Source organism: Kribbella sp. NPDC055110, from assembly GCF_053607525.1.
Window position 1 is genome coordinate 1 of the sequence record NZ_JBSGTS010000046.1, and the last position, 18,597, is coordinate 18,597.

The 18,597-nt window shown below is 68.6% G+C and carries 16 protein-coding genes; 6 read left to right on the forward strand and 10 right to left on the reverse strand.

Annotation, left to right across the window (positions count from 1 at the left end; translation table 11 throughout):
- Positions 1 to 66: 66 nt before the first annotated feature.
- From ACWF0M_RS36680 to paaN, 7 genes are all read right to left on the reverse strand, one after another.
- Positions 67 to 966: a carbohydrate ABC transporter permease gene (locus ACWF0M_RS36680; RefSeq protein WP_452240369.1), complete on the reverse strand. Its 900-nt coding sequence runs from the start codon at positions 964 to 966 to the stop codon at positions 67 to 69.
- Positions 963 to 1,823 carry a carbohydrate ABC transporter permease gene (locus ACWF0M_RS36685; protein ID WP_452240370.1) on the reverse strand — a complete coding sequence of 287 codons (861 nt, stop codon included), beginning with the start codon at positions 1,821 to 1,823 and terminating at the stop codon, positions 963 to 965. Before ACWF0M_RS36685 ends, ACWF0M_RS36680 begins: the two co-directional genes overlap by 4 nt.
- A gap of 77 nt (positions 1,824 to 1,900) precedes the next feature.
- Positions 1,901 to 3,178: an ABC transporter substrate-binding protein gene (locus ACWF0M_RS36690; RefSeq protein ID WP_452240371.1), complete on the reverse strand. Its 1,278-nt coding sequence runs from the start codon at positions 3,176 to 3,178 to the stop codon at positions 1,901 to 1,903.
- A 202-nt stretch (positions 3,179 to 3,380) separates the two neighbouring features.
- The gene (locus ACWF0M_RS36695; protein WP_452240372.1) at positions 3,381 to 4,412 is read right to left on the reverse strand and encodes a zinc-dependent alcohol dehydrogenase family protein; all 1,032 of its coding nucleotides are present in this window, start codon (positions 4,410 to 4,412) and stop codon (positions 3,381 to 3,383) included.
- 175 nt (positions 4,413 to 4,587) lie between these two features.
- A complete protein-coding gene (locus tag ACWF0M_RS36700) occupies positions 4,588 to 5,106 on the reverse strand; it encodes a flavin reductase family protein (protein WP_452240373.1) in 519 nt (172 codons plus the stop codon).
- Positions 5,103 to 6,485, reverse strand: a complete 1,383-nt coding sequence (locus tag ACWF0M_RS36705; protein WP_452240374.1) for a serine hydrolase domain-containing protein — start codon at positions 6,483 to 6,485, stop codon at positions 5,103 to 5,105. The genes ACWF0M_RS36700 and ACWF0M_RS36705 overlap by 4 nt, the downstream gene beginning before the upstream one ends.
- Complete coding sequence (gene paaN, locus ACWF0M_RS36710) at positions 6,478 to 8,148, reverse strand: phenylacetic acid degradation protein PaaN (RefSeq protein ID WP_452240375.1); 1,671 nt, start codon at positions 8,146 to 8,148, stop codon at positions 6,478 to 6,480. The genes ACWF0M_RS36705 and paaN overlap by 8 nt, the downstream gene beginning before the upstream one ends.
- Positions 8,149 to 8,219: 71 nt before the next feature.
- Between paaN and paaI the strand changes: the two genes are divergently transcribed.
- The 3 genes from paaI to paaK are packed head-to-tail and all read left to right on the forward strand — an operon-like array spanning position 8,220 to position 11,148.
- Positions 8,220 to 8,645 (forward strand): hydroxyphenylacetyl-CoA thioesterase PaaI, encoded by a 426-nt coding sequence (gene paaI / locus ACWF0M_RS36715; protein WP_452240376.1) that lies wholly within the window; start codon positions 8,220 to 8,222, stop codon positions 8,643 to 8,645.
- The gene (pcaF, locus tag ACWF0M_RS36720; protein ID WP_452240377.1) at positions 8,642 to 9,844 is read left to right on the forward strand and encodes a 3-oxoadipyl-CoA thiolase; all 1,203 of its coding nucleotides are present in this window, start codon (positions 8,642 to 8,644) and stop codon (positions 9,842 to 9,844) included. Before paaI ends, pcaF begins: the two co-directional genes overlap by 4 nt.
- Positions 9,845 to 9,852: 8 nt before the next feature.
- Positions 9,853 to 11,148, forward strand: coding sequence for a phenylacetate--CoA ligase PaaK (gene paaK, locus ACWF0M_RS36725; protein ID WP_452240378.1), 1,296 nt, complete (start codon positions 9,853 to 9,855; stop codon positions 11,146 to 11,148).
- Between the two features lie 89 nt (positions 11,149 to 11,237).
- On the opposite strand, the gene ACWF0M_RS36730 is transcribed toward paaK, so the two are convergent.
- Positions 11,238 to 11,444 (reverse strand): hypothetical protein, encoded by a 207-nt coding sequence (locus tag ACWF0M_RS36730; protein ID WP_452240379.1) that lies wholly within the window; start codon positions 11,442 to 11,444, stop codon positions 11,238 to 11,240.
- Positions 11,445 to 11,759: 315 nt separating this feature from the next.
- Here ACWF0M_RS36730 and ACWF0M_RS36735 point away from each other — a divergent pair, with 315 nt between their 5' ends.
- Positions 11,760 to 12,281 (forward strand): DinB family protein, encoded by a 522-nt coding sequence (locus ACWF0M_RS36735; RefSeq protein ID WP_452240380.1) that lies wholly within the window; start codon positions 11,760 to 11,762, stop codon positions 12,279 to 12,281.
- 82 nt (positions 12,282 to 12,363) lie between these two features.
- Positions 12,364 to 12,990, forward strand: a complete 627-nt coding sequence (locus tag ACWF0M_RS36740) for a TetR/AcrR family transcriptional regulator (RefSeq protein ID WP_452240381.1) — start codon at positions 12,364 to 12,366, stop codon at positions 12,988 to 12,990.
- On the opposite strand, the gene ACWF0M_RS36745 is transcribed toward ACWF0M_RS36740, so the two are convergent.
- A complete protein-coding gene (locus ACWF0M_RS36745) occupies positions 12,987 to 16,235 on the reverse strand; it encodes a BTAD domain-containing putative transcriptional regulator (protein ID WP_452240382.1) in 3,249 nt (1,082 codons plus the stop codon). The genes ACWF0M_RS36740 and ACWF0M_RS36745 overlap by 4 nt on opposite strands.
- Positions 16,236 to 16,486: 251 nt before the next feature.
- On the opposite strand from ACWF0M_RS36745, the gene ACWF0M_RS36750 reads away from it, so the two are divergent.
- On the forward strand, positions 16,487 to 17,839 hold the full coding sequence (locus ACWF0M_RS36750) for a serine hydrolase domain-containing protein (RefSeq protein ID WP_452240383.1): 1,353 nt from the start codon (positions 16,487 to 16,489) through the stop codon (positions 17,837 to 17,839).
- A gap of 103 nt (positions 17,840 to 17,942) precedes the next feature.
- Here the strand turns inward: ACWF0M_RS36750 and ACWF0M_RS36755 are convergent, their stop codons facing one another.
- Positions 17,943 to 18,572: an NYN domain-containing protein gene (locus ACWF0M_RS36755; RefSeq protein ID WP_452240384.1), complete on the reverse strand. Its 630-nt coding sequence runs from the start codon at positions 18,570 to 18,572 to the stop codon at positions 17,943 to 17,945.
- Positions 18,573 to 18,597: the final 25 nt, after the last annotated feature.

Here is an 18,597-nt window from a genome sequence, read left to right on the forward strand (position 1 = left end):
GGTTGGTGGCTTCTCAAAGACGCCCCCGCAGCCCGGGCTGCGGGCTGCGGGGGCGGCGGACGGGGGTCAGCCCTTGAGGGCGCCGGCCATTAGGCCTCCGATGAACCAGCGGCCTAGGAGGATGTAGACGATGAGGGTCGGGAACGATGTGATCAGGGCGCCTGCCATGCTCGCGGCGTAGTCGACCTTTTGGCCGCCGGACAGGGCCGCCAGGCCCAGGGTCACCGGGCCGTTGTTCTGCTGGGTCAGGAACAACGCGAACAAGAAGTCGTTCCAGACCGAGGTGAACTGCCAGATCAGCGTCACCACGAACCCGGAGATCGAGATCGGCAGGATGATCCGCAGGTACGTCTGGATCAGGCCGGCCCCGTCCACCCGGGCCGACTCGATGATCTCGTTCGGCACGATGGTGGCGTAGTAGTTGCGGAAGATCAGCGTGCAGATCGGGATGCCGTAGATGCAGTGCGCGACGATCAGCGTCGGCACGCCCCGGGTGATGTCCAGTTGCGTGAACGTCGTCCGCAGCGGCAGCATCACCGCCTGGTAGGGGATGAACATCCCGAACAGGATGAACGCGAACACGATGTTCGCGCCCGGGAACCGCCAGCGGGCCAGCACGAACCCGTTCGCGGACCCGATCAGCGACGAGATGATCGCGGCCGGGATCGCCAGCGACAGCGACCGGATCATGTACGGCTGCAGCACGTCCCAGGCCTTGCGCCACGGCTCCAGCGTCCATTCCTTCGGCAGGTTCCACTGCCCGGCGGCCGTCGTGTCGCCGGAGGTCTTGAAGCTCGTGATCACCACGACGTACACCGGGGTCAGCACGAACAGCAAGAACAGCAGCAGGAGGACGTAGCGAATCGTCCGGCTGCGGCGGGTCGAACCGTCCGCGATCGCCCCGCGCCCCGGCTTCTGGCGGATCGCTGCGGCGGCGTGGCCCGTCGCGGCCTCTACGGCGGTCATTCCTCGTTCTCCTGCCGGACGGTCCACGCGAGATAGGGGATGACGAGGACGGCGACGACCGCGAGCATCACGATCCCGATCGCGGCCGCCTTGGCCTGGTCACTGCGCAACAAGGTGTTCCACATCAAGATGGCCGGCACCTCGGTGCGGAACTGGTTCGGCCCGGTGATCGCGTAGATCAGGTCGAACAGCTTCAGCGAGATGTGGCCGAGGATGATCAGCGCCGACAGGGCGATCGGTGACAGCTGCGGGAACAGGACGTGCCGGTACAGCTTGAACTCCGACGCTCCGTCCACCCGAGCGGCCTCCCGCAACTCCGGCGGGATCCCGCGGAAGCCGGCCAGGAACAGCGCCATGATGTAGCCCGACATCTGCCAGACCGCGGGTAACGCGATGGACATCATCGTCGTCCACCGGCTGCCGGCGGTCCACCACGGATTCTCCAGGAAGTTCAGATGGAGAATCGCGAACAGCCGGTTCAGCCCGCGGGCGTCGTCACCCTGGGACGGGTTCAGCAACCAGCCCCAGACCACACCCGAGGCGATCATCGAGATCGCCATCGGGAACAGGTAGACCGACCGGAAGATCGACTCGCCGGGCACGCCCTTCTCCAGCAGCAGTGCCCAGAGCAGGCCGAAGATCAGCGTGCCCACGATGAACGCCACCGTGAGCACGCCGAGGTTCTTCAGCGAGTTGAGGAACCGGTCCTCGGTGAACAGGTGCCCGTAGTTCTCGAACCCGACGTAGTCGGCCGGACCCTTGCGAGCCGTGTGCCGGCTCGTCAGCGAGGTGTTGAAGGACCATGCGATCAGCCCGTAGACGAAGTACCCGAGCAGCAGCACCGTCGGCAGCAGCACCAAGGCACCAGGTCCCCAGGTACGAATTCTCCCGTGCACTGTTCAGTCCTCCCATCCGGTCCGCAACTCGACGCGCATCAGCTCGTCTTCATCGCAGTACCGAGCGCCGTCTGCAGCTTCGCGACGTCCTGGCTTCCGCTGAACTGGCTGAGCGCCGACAGGATGTCGTTGTTCTGGCCGGCCGTGCACGCGGCACCGTGGGCGCAGGACGGGACGATCGTGTCCTTCTTCCAGTCCGCCATCGCGGTCTGCTGGTACTTCGGGTAGTCGGCCGGGTCGGCGTCCGAGCGGGCCGGGATCGAGCCCTTCTTGGTGTTGAACGCCTTCTGGCCCTCGGCCGAACCGACGACCTTCAGCCAGCACTTCGCACCGTCGGGGTCCGCGCCGTTGGTCGGCAGCGTGAACGAGTCGGCGAGGAACTGGAACGAGTCGCCCGTGCCCGGGGCCGGCCAGTAGGTGTACGCCGTGTCCGGAATCTTGTTGGCCAGCTGCTGCGCGGCGACCCAGTCACCCATCAGGGTGTATCCGGCCTTGCCCGCGTTCACGTAGCCGAGCGAGTCCGACCAGTCGATCGCCTCGCGGTCGGCGTTGCTGAACGACAGCAGCGTCTTGTACTTGTTCAGCGCCGCGGTCACGTCGGCGCCTGCCCAGTCCGTCTTACCGTCCCAGAGACCCTTGAACTTGTCCGGGCCGAGCTCGGCCAGCAGGGTCGTCTCCACCAGCATCTCCTGGGCGAAGCCCTTGGAGAGGCCGAGCGGCGCCGCCACACCGGCGGCCTTCAGCTTGGTCAGGTCGGCGATCCACGCGTCCACAGAGGCCGGAGCCTTGGTGGCGTCGATGTTCGCCTTCTTCAGGACCGTCGGGTTCGTCCAGACCACGTTCGCCCGGTGGATGTTGGCCGGGATCGAGTAGATCTTGCCGTCGACGGTCAGGTTGTCGATCAGGTTCTGCGGGAAGGCCTTGTCCAGCCCGTAGTCCTTGTACAGCTGGCTGACGTCGTCGACCTGGCCGGCGTTGATGTAGTCCTTCAGCTCCGCACCGGCGTGCGCCTGGAACGTCGACGGCGGCTTGCCCGCCTGCAGGTCGTTGGCCAGCACCTGCTTGGCGTTCGCGCCCGCGCCACCGGCAACGGCCGAGTTGACGAACTTGTAGTCCTTGCACTCCGTGCCGAACACGGACACCAGGCCGTCCAGACCGGCCTTCTCACCACCGTCGGCCCACCAGGTGAAGACAGTGACGTCCTTGTTGGCGGACGAGTTTCCGCCGCCGCTGTTGTCGCTGTTCCCGCAGGCGCTCACCGCGAGAAGACCCGCAGCGCCCACCAGCGCCAGGGTCTTGCTCAGACCACCACGCATGATTTCACTCTCCGATCAATAGATGGAGCCGCCTGTGACAACGATGCCCCCTTGACGGTGCAACTCTGGGACGGCGCGCAGCGAGTGTCAACGTTCCGCGCAGGCGCGTTGCGCAGCCGTGACCCCGCGCGCCTTGACAGTGTGAGAGCGCGCACATTCGTTGCCCGATCCGCCTTTACGCGCACCCTCGGTGCGCAAATGCTCAGGGGCGCAGCAGGACCTTGATCGCTCGCCGCTCGTGCATGGCCGTGTACCCCTCGGCGACGTCGGCGAGCGGGATCTGCGAGTCGAAGACCTTGCCAGGGTCGATCTCGCCGGCCAGAACGTCGGCCATCAGGTCCGGCAGGTACGCCCGGCACGGTGCGGCCCCGCCGTTCAGGCCGACATTTCGCCCGAACATCGTCCCGATCGGCACCTCGACCCCGTGCGGTACGCCGACGAACCCGACCGTGGCACCGGCCCGCGCGACGTCGAACGCGGTCGTCATCGACTGCTTCGTGCCGACACATTCGAGGACCGCGTCCGCGCCGACGCCCTTGGTCAGTTCGAGTACGGCGTCCCGCGCCGCGTCGCCGCGTTCGGAAATGATGTCCGTGGCACCGAATTCCTTCGCCAACTTCTGCCGTGGTTCATGCCGCGACAAGGCAACGACCCGCTCCGCACCCATCCGCGAGGCAGCGAGTACGCCGCACAGCCCGACCGCGCCGTCGCCCACGACAACCACCGTGTCGCCGGCCTTCACACGCGCGGACCGCGCCGCGTGCCATCCGGTGCCCATCACGTCGGACAGCGTGAGCAGGGACGGGACGAGCGAGTCGTCAGGCACCTCGGGCGTCGCGACCAGCGTGCCGTCGGCGTACGGGAGCTTCACGTACTCGCCCTGCCCGCCGTCTGCCTTGCCGCTGCCGTAGCCGACCAGGTTCTGGCAGGCGGTCTGGTAGCCGGCCAGGCAGTGCGGGCAGGTGCCGTCGCTCACCACGAACGGTGCGACCACGAAGTCGCCCGGCTTGACCGTCCGGACGTCCGCGCCGACCTCCTCGACGATCCCGACGAACTCGTGCCCGATCGGCCGCGGCTTCTTCACCGCGGGCTCGCCGCGATACGGCCAGAGGTCGGACCCACAGATGCATGAGGCAACGACCTTGACCACCGCGTCCCCGGGCCCGTCGATCTTCGGGTCCGGACGATCTTCCAGCCGTACGTCGAACGCTCCGTGGATCACTGTGGCTCGCATGGAACTCAGACTAGGTCCTGTCTGGTGATCCAGCGCCGTAGCGAGGAGGTGCTCGGTGCGGTGGCTCGGCGTGCGGGGGCGAAGGTCTCGATGCGGAGCATCGTGGCCTTTGCACCCGTGCGGCGAGGTGCCGTGCCGAGTGCCCCGCAGTAGGCGATGGATTACCAGACGGGGCCTAGATCGTCACGTAGCGTCCGCGGCGGTGGACCAGGGCCGGTACGTCGTCCGCGGCGAGCTCGACGTGCGCGATCTCCAGCTGCACCTGGACCGCCCAGCCGACTTCGGGCGGGTCGGGGTCGACCAGGGCGCACCCGGCCCAGGTGCTGACGCCGACCGGCGCCGGGCCCCAGGCAGTGTCCGTCCAGTCGATCATCCGGAACGGTCCGCCCGGAGCGGGTGCGACGTACCCGAAGGCGTCGGCGAGTTGGCGGTGCGGTTCGCCGAGCAGCGACACCACCGCGGTCCTTGCCTCGCGCAACGTTTCCCACAGGTCCGAGTCCGGGTCGAGCAGCCCGATCACGTACCCGGGCTCGCCATCGGCCACCAGCATCGACGACACCGTCAGCCCGGCCCGCTTCCCGTCGTACGCCGTCGTCCACAGTCCGACCGGCGACGGCAGCCGGCCGCGCAACCGCCGTACCGGACTCCGCTCGGACTCGGGCGGAAGGAACGGGTGGTCACCGTGAATGGTCACGGGGCCACGGTAACGCGCTCCGGAAGGGTGAAGCTGTCGATGGGCTCGAGGCTCAGGCCGCTCGACCCGTGGACTTCCGAGACCGCGCCGTTGGCGTCGAACGTGAAGCGATACGACTCGCCGTACGAGCCGTAGCCGTTGCCGCCCGTGACGCGGAGCGTGTCGCCGTCCACCTCGAGCGGCTGCGGCTCCTCCGCGGGGTTCGGGCCGGACGGGTCGGTCGCGTACAGGCGGCCGCCGATCACGACGAAGTCGGTGACACCCCACAGGTTCGCGAAACGGCCGGTGAAGCGGGCGAGGTCACCTTCGCCGCGGTCCTTCGACTCGGCGAGGTCGAGGAGCCGGAACAGACCCTCGGCGAGCTGCGACGCGGGCCCGTCGATCGCGTTGGTCAGCACCGAGACGACGATCCGCTTCTCGGGGTCGACGAGCGTCCTGGTGATGTGGCCCGGGTACCCGCCGCCGTGGCCGAACACCTCCCGGTCGCCGACCTTCGTCACCGCGAGACCGAGTCCGTACCGCGCCTTCTCGTCCGCTCCGGTCGTCCACAGCGGGTGCTGCATCTCACGCTTGGACTTGTCCGAGAGCAGCCGATCGTCGCCGGGCAGGTGCGCGGAGAAGTACGTCACCAGGTCGCGGGCGTTGCCGAAGAACCCGGTCGCCGACGCCAGTGCACGCGTGTCGACGTGCTCGATCGGGACGCGCGTCTCGGCGTACGACAGCGCGCTGTACCCGGCGGCGTACTCGGTCAGCCGGGCCGGGTCCAGCTCCGGGCCGAGACCCGACAGCCCGAGCTTGTCCACGATCGCGGTCTGGACATACGAGTTGTACGGCGTACCGCTCGCCGCCTCGACGACGAGTCCGAGCAGGCCGTAGCCGATGTTCGAGTACTTGAAGCGCTCGTTCTCCGCGATCACGACCGACGACTCGTCCCGCAGCACCTCGAGCAGCCGATCGCGGTCCGGGAAGGCTGTGGACAACTGCCACCAGTCCGCGTCCAGGCTGTCCCGGGTCAGGCCGCCGGCGTGCGCGAGCAGCTCCCGTACGGTCCGCTCACCGGACGGCGTACCGACGATCTCGGTGACGTGCTGCGACACCTTGTCGTCCAGCCGGAGCCGGCCCTGCTCGACCAGCTGGAGGATGGCAGTCCCGGTGAACGTCTTCGAGTGCGACGCGATCCGGAACAGGTGCTGGTCGGTCAGCGGTACGTCGTTCTCCACGTCCGCCAGCCCGTACGCCGCCGAGAACGCGATCGCGCCCTCGGCGTACACCGCGACCTGGACGCCCGGCACCCGCTGGTACCGCTGGTTGAACGCCAGCCAGCTGTCGTAGTAGGCGAGTGCCTCGTTCAGGCTCGTGGAATCCAGCGCATTAGACATGTCGCCTAGATTGAATGACGCGGAAGCGACTCGCAACGTATGCGCCGTCGGTGTATGTCGCATTGGCCGCCGGATTCGCCCCGGTGCCGTGGAAATCGCTGAAAGCAGCCGATTGATTGACGAACACCTGGCCGGTCAGGTTCTCGGACAGCGCGACGCCCGCGTCGAGGGCCGCGTCCCGGGCCTCGTCCAGGACCTTCGAGTCGGTCGAGTAGATCCCGGCCGTCATCGCGCCGTCCTCGGTGACCGTCTTGCGGAACAGGTCGATCGACTGGGCGGTATCGGCGGTCTTGACGAGGAAGGACACCGGGCCGAAGCACTCGCGCCCGTACACGTCGGCGTCCTCGGCGTCGATCGCGACGAGCAGCGGCGTCCGTACGACGGCGTCCGGGAAGGCCGGGTGCTCGATCGCACGAGACTCCAGCACGACCTCGCCGTACTCCGGAGCCAGCTCGAGGCGACTGATCACGGCCTGGTTCACGATGCCGCCGAGGATCTCGACAGCCCGGGCGTCGTCCCCGAGCAACTTGCTGATCGCGCCGGCGATGGCTGCGCCGACCTCGTCGAACGACTTGTGGCCCTCGTCGGTCTCGATCCCGCCGGCAGGGACGAACAGGTTCTGGGTGGTGGTGCACATCTGGCCGGAGTAGAGGCTCAGGGTGAAGGCGAGATTGTTGGAGAGCGCCTTGAAGGAGTCGGTGGAGTCGATGATGACCGCGTTCACGCCGGCCTTCTCGGTGAAGACGGTCGCCTGGGTCGCGTTCTGCTCCAGCCACTCACCGAACTCGCTGCCGCCGGTGAAGTCGATCAGCTTCACCTCGGGCCGGGTCGCCAGCGGCTTGGCCAGGCCGTCGCCGGCGCGCTCGGTGGCCAGGGTGACCAGGTTCGGGTCGAAACCGGCCTCGGCGAGCACCTCGCGGCAGACCTCGACGGTGATCGCCAGCGGCAGCACGGCCAGCGGGTGCGGCTTCACGACGACCGCGTTGCCGGTGACCAGCGAGGCGAACAGGCCGGGCCAGGAGTTCCAGGTCGGGAACGTATTGCAGCCGATCACCAGCGCGACGCCGCGGCCGGTGACCGTGAACGTCTTCTCCATCCGGATCGGATCGCCCTTGGCCGGCTTCTCCCAGGTCGCGGTCGCCGGGTAGCGATTCATCTCCTCGTGCGCGTACGCGACCGCCTCCAGCGCCCGGTCCAGGGCATGTGCGCCGCCGGCCTGGAACGCCATCACGAACGCCTGACCGCTGGTGTGCTGGACCGCGTTCGCGAGCTCGAAGACCCGCTTGTGCAGCCGGTCGAGAATCTCCAGCGCGACCCCGGTCCGCCCGTCGATCCCGGCCCGCCGCCAGTCCGCGAGACCCTGCTGCGCCGCGGTCAGCAGCTCGTCCAGACCCTCCTCGACCACCCGCGGGTACGAGACGTCCATCGCGATCCCGTACGGCGACTGCTCGGTGACGACGGTGCCGCGCGATCCGGGGATCTCGAGCGCGTACGCCGTACCCAGATGGGCCTCGAAGGCCGCCTTGCCGTCGGCCGCCGCGGTCTCGCCGTACACCCGGGGGCTCGGTGACTCCGGGAACGCGGAGTGGTAGCCGCGGTCGTGGATCGCCTTCAGCGCACCGTTGAGGCGCTCGCGGTGGGAGGAGAGCAGGTCGGTGGTCATGACTGCGATGTTACAGTCGTTGACGCGATTCGTACTAGAGTGTCACAAGCCTCTTCTCGATTGGGCAGCGTATGGACGACTTGGCGGCGCGCGTGGCGGCGGCGATGTGGGCGGAGGACACCGCCAGCGCCGGGCTGGGGATGCGCCTGGTGGCGGTCGGCGAGGGTACGGCGCGGCTCGAGATGCCGGTGCGCGCGGACATGGTCAACGGGCACGGGATCGCGCATGGTGGATTCGTGTTCAGTCTGGCCGACTCGGCGTTCGCGTTCGCGTGCAACTCGCGCAACCAGGTGACGGTCGCGCAGGCCTGCGACATCGTGTTCGTCGCCCCGGCGCACCGCGGCGACGTGCTGGTCGCGGAGGCCCGGGAACGCACCAGGTTCGGCCGGAACGCGATCTACGACATCACGGTCACCCGCGACGACGAGGTGATCGCCGAGTTCCGCGGCCGCAGCCGCCAACTGTCCGGAACCATCATTGCGTCGGAGGAAGCATGAGTCGTGAGGCGTTTCTCGTTGACGGCGTTCGGACGCCGATCGGGCGGTACGGCGGTGCGCTGTCGGCCGTCCGTCCCGATGACCTGGCCGCGCACGTGATCTCGTCGCTGCTGAACCGGACCGCGCTGGACCCGGCCCGGATCGACGACGTGGTCCTCGGCTGCGCGAACCAGGCCGGCGAGGACAACCGGAACGTCGCGCGGATGGCGGTGCTGCTCGCCGGACTGCCCGACTCGGTCCCGGGGACGACGATCAACCGGCTCTGCGGATCGGGCCTGGACGCGGTCGCGTACGCCGCCCGGTCGATCATTGCCGGAGACAACGACATCGTGGTGGCCGGCGGCGTGGAGTCGATGTCGCGGGCGCCGTTCGTGATGCCGAAGGCAACGACCGCGTTCTCCCGGCAGGCGGAGGTCTTCGACACCACGATCGGGTGGCGGTTCGTGAACCCGGCGCTCAAGGCGCAGTACGGGGTCGACTCGATGCCGGAGACGGCCGAGAACGTCGCCGCGGAGTTCTCGATCTCTCGCGAGGACCAGGATCTGTTCGCGTTGCGCTCGCAGCAGCGGGCCGCCAAGGCGCAGGCCAACGGCCGGCTGGCCGAGGAGATCGTCGCGGTCGACGTACCGGGTAGGCGTGGGGCCCTCACCGTAGTTGATGCTGACGAGCATCCGCGCGAGACGACGTACGAGGCTCTCGCAGGTCTGAAGACACCTTTTCGATCGCCGGGCACCGTCACAGCTGGGAATGCGTCGGGGGTGAATGACGGGGCTGCCGCTCTGCTCGTGATGAGTGGCGAGGCGGTGGAGCGCTTCGGCATGAACCCGTTGGCCCGGGTCGTGGGGACGGCCGCGGCCGGCGTACCGCCCCGGATCATGGGGATCGGGCCGGCGCCCGCGACCCGGAAGCTGCTCGATCGCACCGGGGTCGCGTTGTCCGACCTCGACGTGATCGAACTCAACGAGGCGTTCGCGTCGCAGTCGCTCGCCGTACTGCGTGAGCTCGGCCTGCCCGACGACGCCGAACACGTCAACCCGAACGGCGGCGCCATCGCCCTCGGCCACCCGCTGGGGATGTCGGGCGCCCGCCTCGCTCTGACCGCGGCCCTGGAGCTTCGCCACCGCGACGCCCGGTACGCGCTGGCCACCATGTGCATCGGCGTCGGCCAGGGCATCGCGACCCTGCTCGCCCGTCCCTAGGAGTCTTCATGCTTGGTGAGGCTTGCCCCCCGGAACTGCGGGACCCCGGCGAGAGGCTGTCCGTCGACGAACTCCGGACCCGTCAGCTGTCGTTGCTGCAGGCAACCATACGGCGGACGTACGAGAACGTCCCGCACTACCAGGCGGCGTTGGACTCGATCGGCTTCAAACCCGGGGATCTTCAGTCGCTGGACGATCTGAGCCGGTTGCCGTTCACCGCGAAGAAGGACTTGCGAGACAACTACCCGTTCGGAATGTTCGCGGTGCCCCGGACTGAGGTGGTTCGGGTCCATGCTTCATCGGGCACGACCGGGCGGCCGACGGTGGTCGGGTATACGCGGCGCGACCTGGACAACTGGGCCGACCTGATGGCGCGATCGATCCGCGCGGCCGGTGGGCGCGCGGGGGACGTCTGCCATATCGCCTACGGGTACGGCCTGTTCACCGGCGGACTCGGTGCGCACTACGGCGCCGAGCGGCTCGGGTGCACCGTCGTACCCGTCTCCGGCGGGATGACCGAACGCCAGGTGGACCTGATCCGCGACTTCGGCGCCCGGATCATCATGGTCACGCCGTCGTACTTCCTGTCGATCGTCGACGAGATGGAGGCCCGCGGCCTCGATCCGCGGGACACGTCGCTGCGGATCGGGATCTTCGGCGCCGAACCGTGGACCGAGCAGATGCGCACCGAGGTCGAGGAACGCACCGGCATCCACGCCGTCGACATCTACGGCCTGTCCGAGGTGATGGGGCCGGGAGTCGCGCAGGAATGCGTGGAGACGAAGGACGGCCTGCACATCTGGGAGGACCACTTCTACCCGGAGATCATCGACCCAGTCACCGGCGAGGTCCTCCCCGACGGCTCCGAAGGCGAACTGGTCTTCACCACGCTGACCAAGGAAGCGTTCCCCGTCCTGCGCTACCGCACCCGCGACCTGACCCGGTTGCTGCCGGGGACCGCCCGCCCCGGCCTCCGCCGCATGGAGAAGATCACCGGCCGCACCGACGACATGATGATCGTCCGCGGCGTCAACGTCTTCCCCACCCAGATCGAAGAACAGATCCTCCTGGTCGAAGGCCTCACCCCGCACTACCTCTGCGTCCTCACCCGCCCCAACCGCCTCGACGAACTAACCGTCCAGGTAGAAGCCGCCCCCGGCCTCACCGACCGCGCGACCGCAGCCACCACCCTCTCCCACCGCATCAAAGACCGAGTAGGCGTAACCGCCGCCGTCGAAATCCTCGACCCGCACGCCCTGGAACGCTCCCTAGGCAAAGCCAAACGCATCAAGGACAACCGCTAACGACAGGAGGTAGTCGCCTGACGCACCGCGCGGCCAGCGGGGCGAGGCGGGAGCGATCGAGTGGCAGCCGACTACCTCCTGTCCTTAGCTCAGAGCAGGAACTCCGCTTGGGACTCCGTGGGGCGGGTTTTGTGGAAGGCGGGTGGGCGGATGTGGGGGCGGATCTCGACCAGCAGGTCGCGGCCGTCGTGGGCGAGGCCCGACCAGGCCAACGGGTAGTGCCTCCCGGCTCGCGACCGGAGCGCCAGCGCGGCCTCAGCCCGCGTGTACAGCGGCAGATCGAACCGTGGATCCACGTCTACCGCTCAGCGAAGACGGTCGCCGAACACTCCGAGCATGCCAGCCCGCCGAGCCACCGCGCGGCGCCCACCCCTGACTTTGTGCACCGGATCCGTACTCCGGGGCCGCAGGCGTACGGACGTCGTGCACAAAGTCGGCTGGAATTGGGCTGACGGGCGGGCCCGGTTCGGGTACGGTGCTCGTGCCGGGGCTTCGACACCTCGGCGAGGCGAGAGGAGGTGAGCGCGATGTCGAGTCCGACCGTCGTGCTGCCCGTCCGCCGTACCTGCGGCTGACCGGGTGGCTTCATACCACCAAGGAGTTAGTCGCACATGACCGAAGTACAACGTCCGTCCCTGACCGCCGGAGAGCGCGCGCAGTTGATCGGATGGCTCGACCTGCAGCGTTCCTTCGTCCGGATGAAATGCACCGGGCTCACCGAAGAAGATGCCCACCGCAAGGTTGTTCCGACCTCGCCGTTGATGACCCCGGCCGGACTCGTCGCGCACCTGCGATGGGTCGAGTACTCGTGGTTCCAGCAGGGCGTGGCCGGCGTCCCCGACACGGGTCAGACGCCGTGGACCGAGGACGGGCATCCCGACGCCGAGATGCTCGTCGACGAGGTGCCGATCGCCCAGTTGCTCGACGAGTACGACGAGGAGTGCCGCCGGTCGAACGCGACCATCGCGGAGCTCCCCCTCGACGCGGTCGAACAGGGCCAGCCGCCGGAGAAGGCGGCCTCGCTACGGTACGTGCTGTGCCACATGATCGAGGAGACCGCACGACACGTCGGCCACCTCGACATCATCCGCGAGCTGCTCGACGGCGCCACCGGGTACACCAAGCCCGACTGACGCGGGGGGAACCCGGTTACACCTGCGCCGAGCGGTGGATAGGATGTCCGGCATCTGGCACGGGGTAGCGACAAGAGGTGTGATGAGGGAACCCTCCGTACGCCGTTATTCCGGGCGGTCAGTCGAGGAGTGGAAGGCCGCGCGGCGGGAACGGCTACTGGCTGCTGCGCTCGAACTCTTCGGGACCGAAGGATATCCGGCGACATCCGTGGAACGCCTGTGCACACAGGCGAAAGTGTCCACGCGGCACTTCTACCACGAGTTCCAGAACAAGGAGGCGGTGCTCCTCGCGGTGCACGCGCAGGTGATCGAGTTGGCGGTCCGGACCACCGGGGACGCGCTCCGCCGGACCGCCGACCGGCCGGTCCGGGAGCGGGTCGCCGCGGCCGTCGACTCGTACCTGCGGGCCATCATGGCCGACCTGCGGCGGGCCCGGATCTCGTTCGTCGAGGTGGTCGGCACCAGCCCGGCCGTCGAGGAGCAGCGGATCGCGTTCCGGGAGCTGCTGGTCGGCAACGTGCAGGACCTCGGCGACTCCGCGGTCGAGCGCGGCGAGATCAAGCGCAAGGACTTCCGGTTCCTCGCGCTCGCGTTCTTCGGCGCGGTGAACGCCGTGGTCTACGACTGGATGCTCACCGAGCCCCGGCCACCGGAGCAGAACGTCCAGAAGTCCCTCCGCGACCTCGCCGTCGAGCTGATCACGGCCTAGTCCTCGGTGTAGCGCTTTCGGAGTTCGGCGACGGCGTCGGTGCGGGTGAGGGCTGCGCCTTCGCCGTACGCCGTCTCGAACGGTTCGTTGCCCAAGGCATCACGGAGCCCGTCGACGAGGCGCTGGACATCGGCGTCCGGGATCGCCCGCGTGCCCTTGATCGCCGCCGCGAGGCCGAGCGTGCGGGCAGCCGCCGACAGCTCGGCGGTGCGGGTCCCGGCGGCCAGCACCAGCGCATCCACCGACGTCTCGACGACTGCTGCTGCGACCGGCATGTCCTCGGTGCCGAGCGCGAGCCCGACCGCCTCCCGGCCGCACCGCTGCGCTTCCTCGAGATCGCCAGTCGACGCGTACACCCGGCTCAGCTGCGAAAGCAGAGCCGCCTGCCCGTGCGGGGCGACGCGCTCGGCCGCGGGGTCGAGCATCGAGTAGCCCCGCTCCGCGAGCTCCTTCGCCTCGTCGAAGCGACCAGTGCGGTGGGCCAGCCGCGCCAGTCCCATGTTCGCCATCGCCTGGCCGCCGCGGGAGCCCGTCTCCTCGGACAGCCGCATGGCGCGCTCCAGATCCGCTCGTGCGCCGCCGTGGTCGCCGAGCTCGATCCGGCTCATCGCACAGCCGCCGAGCAGTTGCGCGACGCCATCCGTCGTACCGAGCTCCTCGACCAGCCGGAGCGCTTCGGTCAGTGACTCAAGAGCCTGGGCGTGGTCGCCGTGGTTGGCCTGGTAGCCGGCCAGTCCGCGCAGCGCCATCGACGTACCGAAGCGGTCGCCGAGTTCGCGGAAGCCGCCGAGCGCGATGGTCAGGTTGACCGCCATCTCGTCGACCTCCCCTTCGTTCTCGCGGAACATCGCGCCCATCATCACGCCCATGTTCCGGATCCAGGGATCCGGATGCCGGCCCGCGGCCTCGAGCTCGGCGAAGCAGGTCGCCTTGTCGCGCCGGATCGCCGCCCACACCGCATTGGTGAACAGGCCGATCCCGGAATCGACGAGCACCTGGTGCCGCCGGGTCATCCAGCGGACCGTGGCGAGTCCACGGATCGCCTGCTGGAAGGAGGCGGCCGGATTCTCATCGGTAGACATCCTGCCGAGCGCGAGCAGGTACAGCGCCTCGGCCTTGTCCAACGGAACACTCGGGCCCGGTACGGCGAGGGCGGCCTGCATCCAGCTCACCGCTTCGGCGGGGCGCCCGCTCATCGTCCAGTACTCACCCAGTACTGCGACCATCTGGACGGCTACCCGCGCCGACCCGACGTCGATCGCGGTCCGGAGCGCGTCGATCAGGTTCTCGTTGTCGGCGGTCAGCCGGGCGATCCACTCGATCTGCTCACCGGTCCGCAGCTTCGGCCGCGCCTTACGCAGCATGCGGCTGAAGTACATCGTGTGCGCGTCCCGGAACCGGTCGTACTCACCTGAGGCCTTCAGCTGCTCGGAGCCGTACGCGCGGACCGTCTCCAGCATCCGGTAGCGCACAGAGCGGTCGTCGGCCGCGGCCTCGACGAGTGACTTGTCCACAAGGGATGCGAGGACGCCGAGGACGGACTCCGGCGGGATGCTCTCGTCACTGGTGATCTGCTCGGCCGCGTCGAGCGTGGCGCCGCCGGAGAACAGTGAGAGTCGCCGGGCGACCGCCTGCTCGTCCGGGTCCAGCAGGTCCCAGCTCCACTCCACCACTGCCCGCAGCGTCTGGTGGCGCGGCAGTGCGGTCCGGGAACCGCTGGTGAGCAGCCGGAACCGATCCGCGAGCCGGTCCACGATCTGCGGCGGGTTGAGCGCCCGCAGCCGAGCTGCCGCGAGCTCGATCGCAAGGGGCATCCCGTCGAGCCGCCTGCAGATCTCGGCGACCGCCTCCCGGTTGCCGTCGGTCAGCTGGAAGTCAGGACGTACGGCGCGGGCGCGGTCGACGAACAACTGCATCGCCGGGTAGTCGTCGGTGGCGGTGTGCTCTGGGGGCATGCCGAGCGGACCGACCGGATGCAGGTGCTCGCCTGGAATGCTCAGTGGCTCTCGGCTGGTGGTCAGGACGCGGAGCCGCGGGCACGAGGCCAGCAGCGAGTCGACCATGCCGGCGACCTCTTGGACGAGATGCTCGCAGTTGTCGAGGACCAGCAGGATCCTGCGGTCGCCAATGACCTCGACAAGTCGCAGGGTTGCGGCCCGGCTCGTCGGAACGTGTTTCGGGCCGCCGAAGGGTGACGACGGTAGGTCGACGTACTCGCTGGCGCCGAGAGTCGACAGGACGGCAGGTGCCACGTCGGCGGCGTCACCGAGTGGTGCGAGCTCTACGAACCAGATGCCGTCGCCGGACTGGCCTACTAGCGTCCTACCGGTCTCGGTGGCCAGTCTGGTTTTGCCGGCGCCACCTGGTCCGACCATGGTCACCAGACGGGTCCCGTTGCTCAGCAGACGCGTCAGCTCCGCCACGTCCTCGCGGCGACCGACGAAGCTGGTCAACGGCGCACGCAGGTTGCTGCGGGGCGCTGCTGGCGCTGACACGGCGGCTGTCTTCGCAGTCGGGTCTACTGCGTCGCCACGCAGTACCGACACATGCAGGTCGCGTAGACGGGTGCCTGGGTCGGCTCCCAGTTCGTCGGCCAGTGTGGTCCGGATACGTTCGTACGCCGACAACGCCTCCGCCTGGCGGCCGTCGGCGTACAGGGAACGGATGAGGAGCTCGTGCACGCGCTCGCGGAGCGGGTGTGTGACGGCGAGGTGTTCGAGATCGGTGATCAGGTCGCGGGCGTGACCGCAGCTGACGGCGGCCTCGGCCAGGTCCTCCGCGGCGGCGAGGCGCAGCTCGGCCAGCCGGTCCGTCTCGACCGCGGCGAACGGGAGATCGCGCAGGTCGGTGAGGGCGTCGCCGCGCCACAGTTTCTCGGCCTGGGCGAGGAGCGTGTGCGCCTGCTCCGGGTCGGACGTGAGAAGCGCACGCCCCCGTCGTACCAACTCCTCGAACTGGAGGGCGTCGACGCAGTCCGGTCCGATCGTCAGGGTGTAGCCCGCGGGACCGGACTGGACGGAGATGCTCGACTCGGTGGCCGGCAGACTCGCCCGCAGCCGGGACACGAGCGACTGCAGAGCGTTCGCACTCGGGGCCTCAGCGCCCCACAGCCCGTCGACCAGGGTCTCGACACTGACCGGCCGGCCCGCGCTCAACGCGAGGCGCGCGAGCAGTCCGCGCAGGCGAGCGCCGCGGATGTCGAGCGGAGTCCCATCGGCCGCCCACATCGCGAGAGGCCCAAGCACCGCTATGCGCACCCCACCAGCCTCGCACATCCCGCCGACCAAACGCCCGTGCCTTTTGTCATCTCGCAGCTCAAGAGGGTGTCTGGGGACTCTGCGCCGTCGCGAGCAGGTGCTCGGCGGAGTGCAGCGCAAGGCGGAGGGCGAGGCTCGGAGTGGGGTTCTCCGTGCCTCGCCCTCCAACGCGGCGATGTGCCCGCCGAGCGCCGCGCAGTAGGCGCAGAGTCCCCAGACACCCTCTAGAGTCGGGAGCCGTGACTGAAATCGCTGCGCAGACGCAGGTCGCGCTCTCCCGAATTGTTGCCGAACGTCAAGCCAAAGGCCGGGTTCCCGGGGTGGTCGGCGCCGTCGCCCGCGCCGGGTCGCTCGCCTGGTCGACCGGGGTCGGGTCCGCCGACCTGGAGAATCCCGGCGTACCGCCGACCGCGGACTCGCAGTTCCTGATCGCGTCGCAGAGCAAGACGCTGACCGCGGTCGCGATCATGGCGTTGCGCGACGAGGGCAAGCTGAGCCTCGACGACCCGATCGAGAAGTTGATCCCGGACAGCAAGCACGAGGGCATCACCGTCCGGCAGATGCTGAGCCACGCCAGCGGGATGCAGCGCGAGCCGGTCGGCGACGTGTGGGACCTGATGAAGTTCCCGTCCCGCGACGAGCTGGTGCCGGGCTGGAACGCCGCCGAGCGGATCGGCAAACCGCACCACCGGTTCCACTACTCGAACCTGGTGTTCTCGCTGCTCGGCGAGATCGTCGCGCGGATCGACGGCCGGTCCTGGTACGACGCGGTCAAGGCGCGGATCCTCAACCCGCTCGAGATGGGCCGTACGACGGTCGGGATGGACGGCGGGCCGGCGCAGACCGGGTACTACGTGCCGCCGTGGTCCGACGTACCGGTCCGGGAACCGCTGCTCGACATCGGCGCGATGGACGCGTGCGGCGGACTCGCGTCGACCGGAGAGGACCTGGCGAAGTGGGCGATGTTCGTCGCGAACCCGGTCGACGAGGTGCTGTCGAAGGACACCCTGGAAGAGATGTGCCAGGTGCAGATCATGGCCGACGTGGACCGTTGGCAGCTCGCGTTCGGGCTCGGGTTCATGCTGCTGCGCCGCGGCGACCGGCTGTTCGTCGGCCACGACGGCGGCATGCCCGGCCACATCACATCGACGTTCGTCGACCGCGCCTCCGGTACGGCGGGGATCGCGCTGTTCGGCGCCACGTCGTCACCTGCCCCCAGCGCGCTGGCCACCGACCTGATCATCAAGGTCCTCGAGGACGACCCGCTCCCGCCCGAGGTCTGGCTCCCCGGCGCCGAGGTTCCCGCCGAACTCGCCGGCGTCCTCGGCACCTGGTTCACCGAAGGCTCGCCGTTCGTGTTCTCGGTCAAGGACGGCGTACTGGAGGCCAAGTCCCCGGCCGCCGCCGAACACCAGTCCCCCGCCGTCTTCGAACGCCTCTCCGAAGACACCTACCGCACCGTCTCCGGCCGCGAAACCGGCGAACTCCTCCGCATCACCCGCGACCCGGCCGGGCATCCCACAAAGTTGCACTGGGCAACCTATCTCTGCACCCGAGAACCCCTCTCCTTCGGCGAGATCCACCCGGGCTGAGTCGTGTTGCCCGGAGCTGGATCGTCGGCTAGCCTGTGAGCATTCCCCCAGTTGCTTCGGTGGCTGGGTGCGAGGCCCCACCTCTGGTGGGGCTTCTGCTTTTTCACCACCCGGCCGGCTTGTGGATCACGGGTCCCGCGCCGTCCTGCAGCCGCTCGGGGAACTGGCTGGCACCCAGGACTCCCGAACGGATCTGCTTCGCGAAGGTCGGGCGGCAGGTCAGCAGTCGCTGGCTCGGCACCGGCTGCGGATTGAGCAACCCCACCACCTTTCCGAGTTCGTGCCGGACGATCCGGATCGGCTCGGTCAGATCGGAGTCGTTGCTGACGACTGCGAACGCGTCGGCGTCGTTCCGGAAGGCATCCACCAGGAGGTACGTCGCGAGGTTGACGTCGGAGCCCTTCTCCTCGGTCTTGATCACCTCGACCGTCCGCGGCCCTGAAATCGGCGGGTTCGCCAGCATCATCCGGGTGGGCTTGGTGAGAAAGCTACCGAGATGCACCTCAACGGTGGACAGCGTGCCGAGCGCCCTCAGATACGCCTGCTGCCGGACCGGCGCGTGCAGATTGTCCGGCCGTTCCTTGACCAGCGCCGTGAAGTACCGGATACGCCCGATCTCGAACCGGTGGAGCAACAGCCCGCACATCTTCTCGAGGTCCAGCCATTTGTACGGCCGGCCTTTGAGCGAGCCGTAGTACAGGTTGAAACCATCGATATACACATTGATCCGCACCGAGCCAGGCTATCGAGCGCGCGAG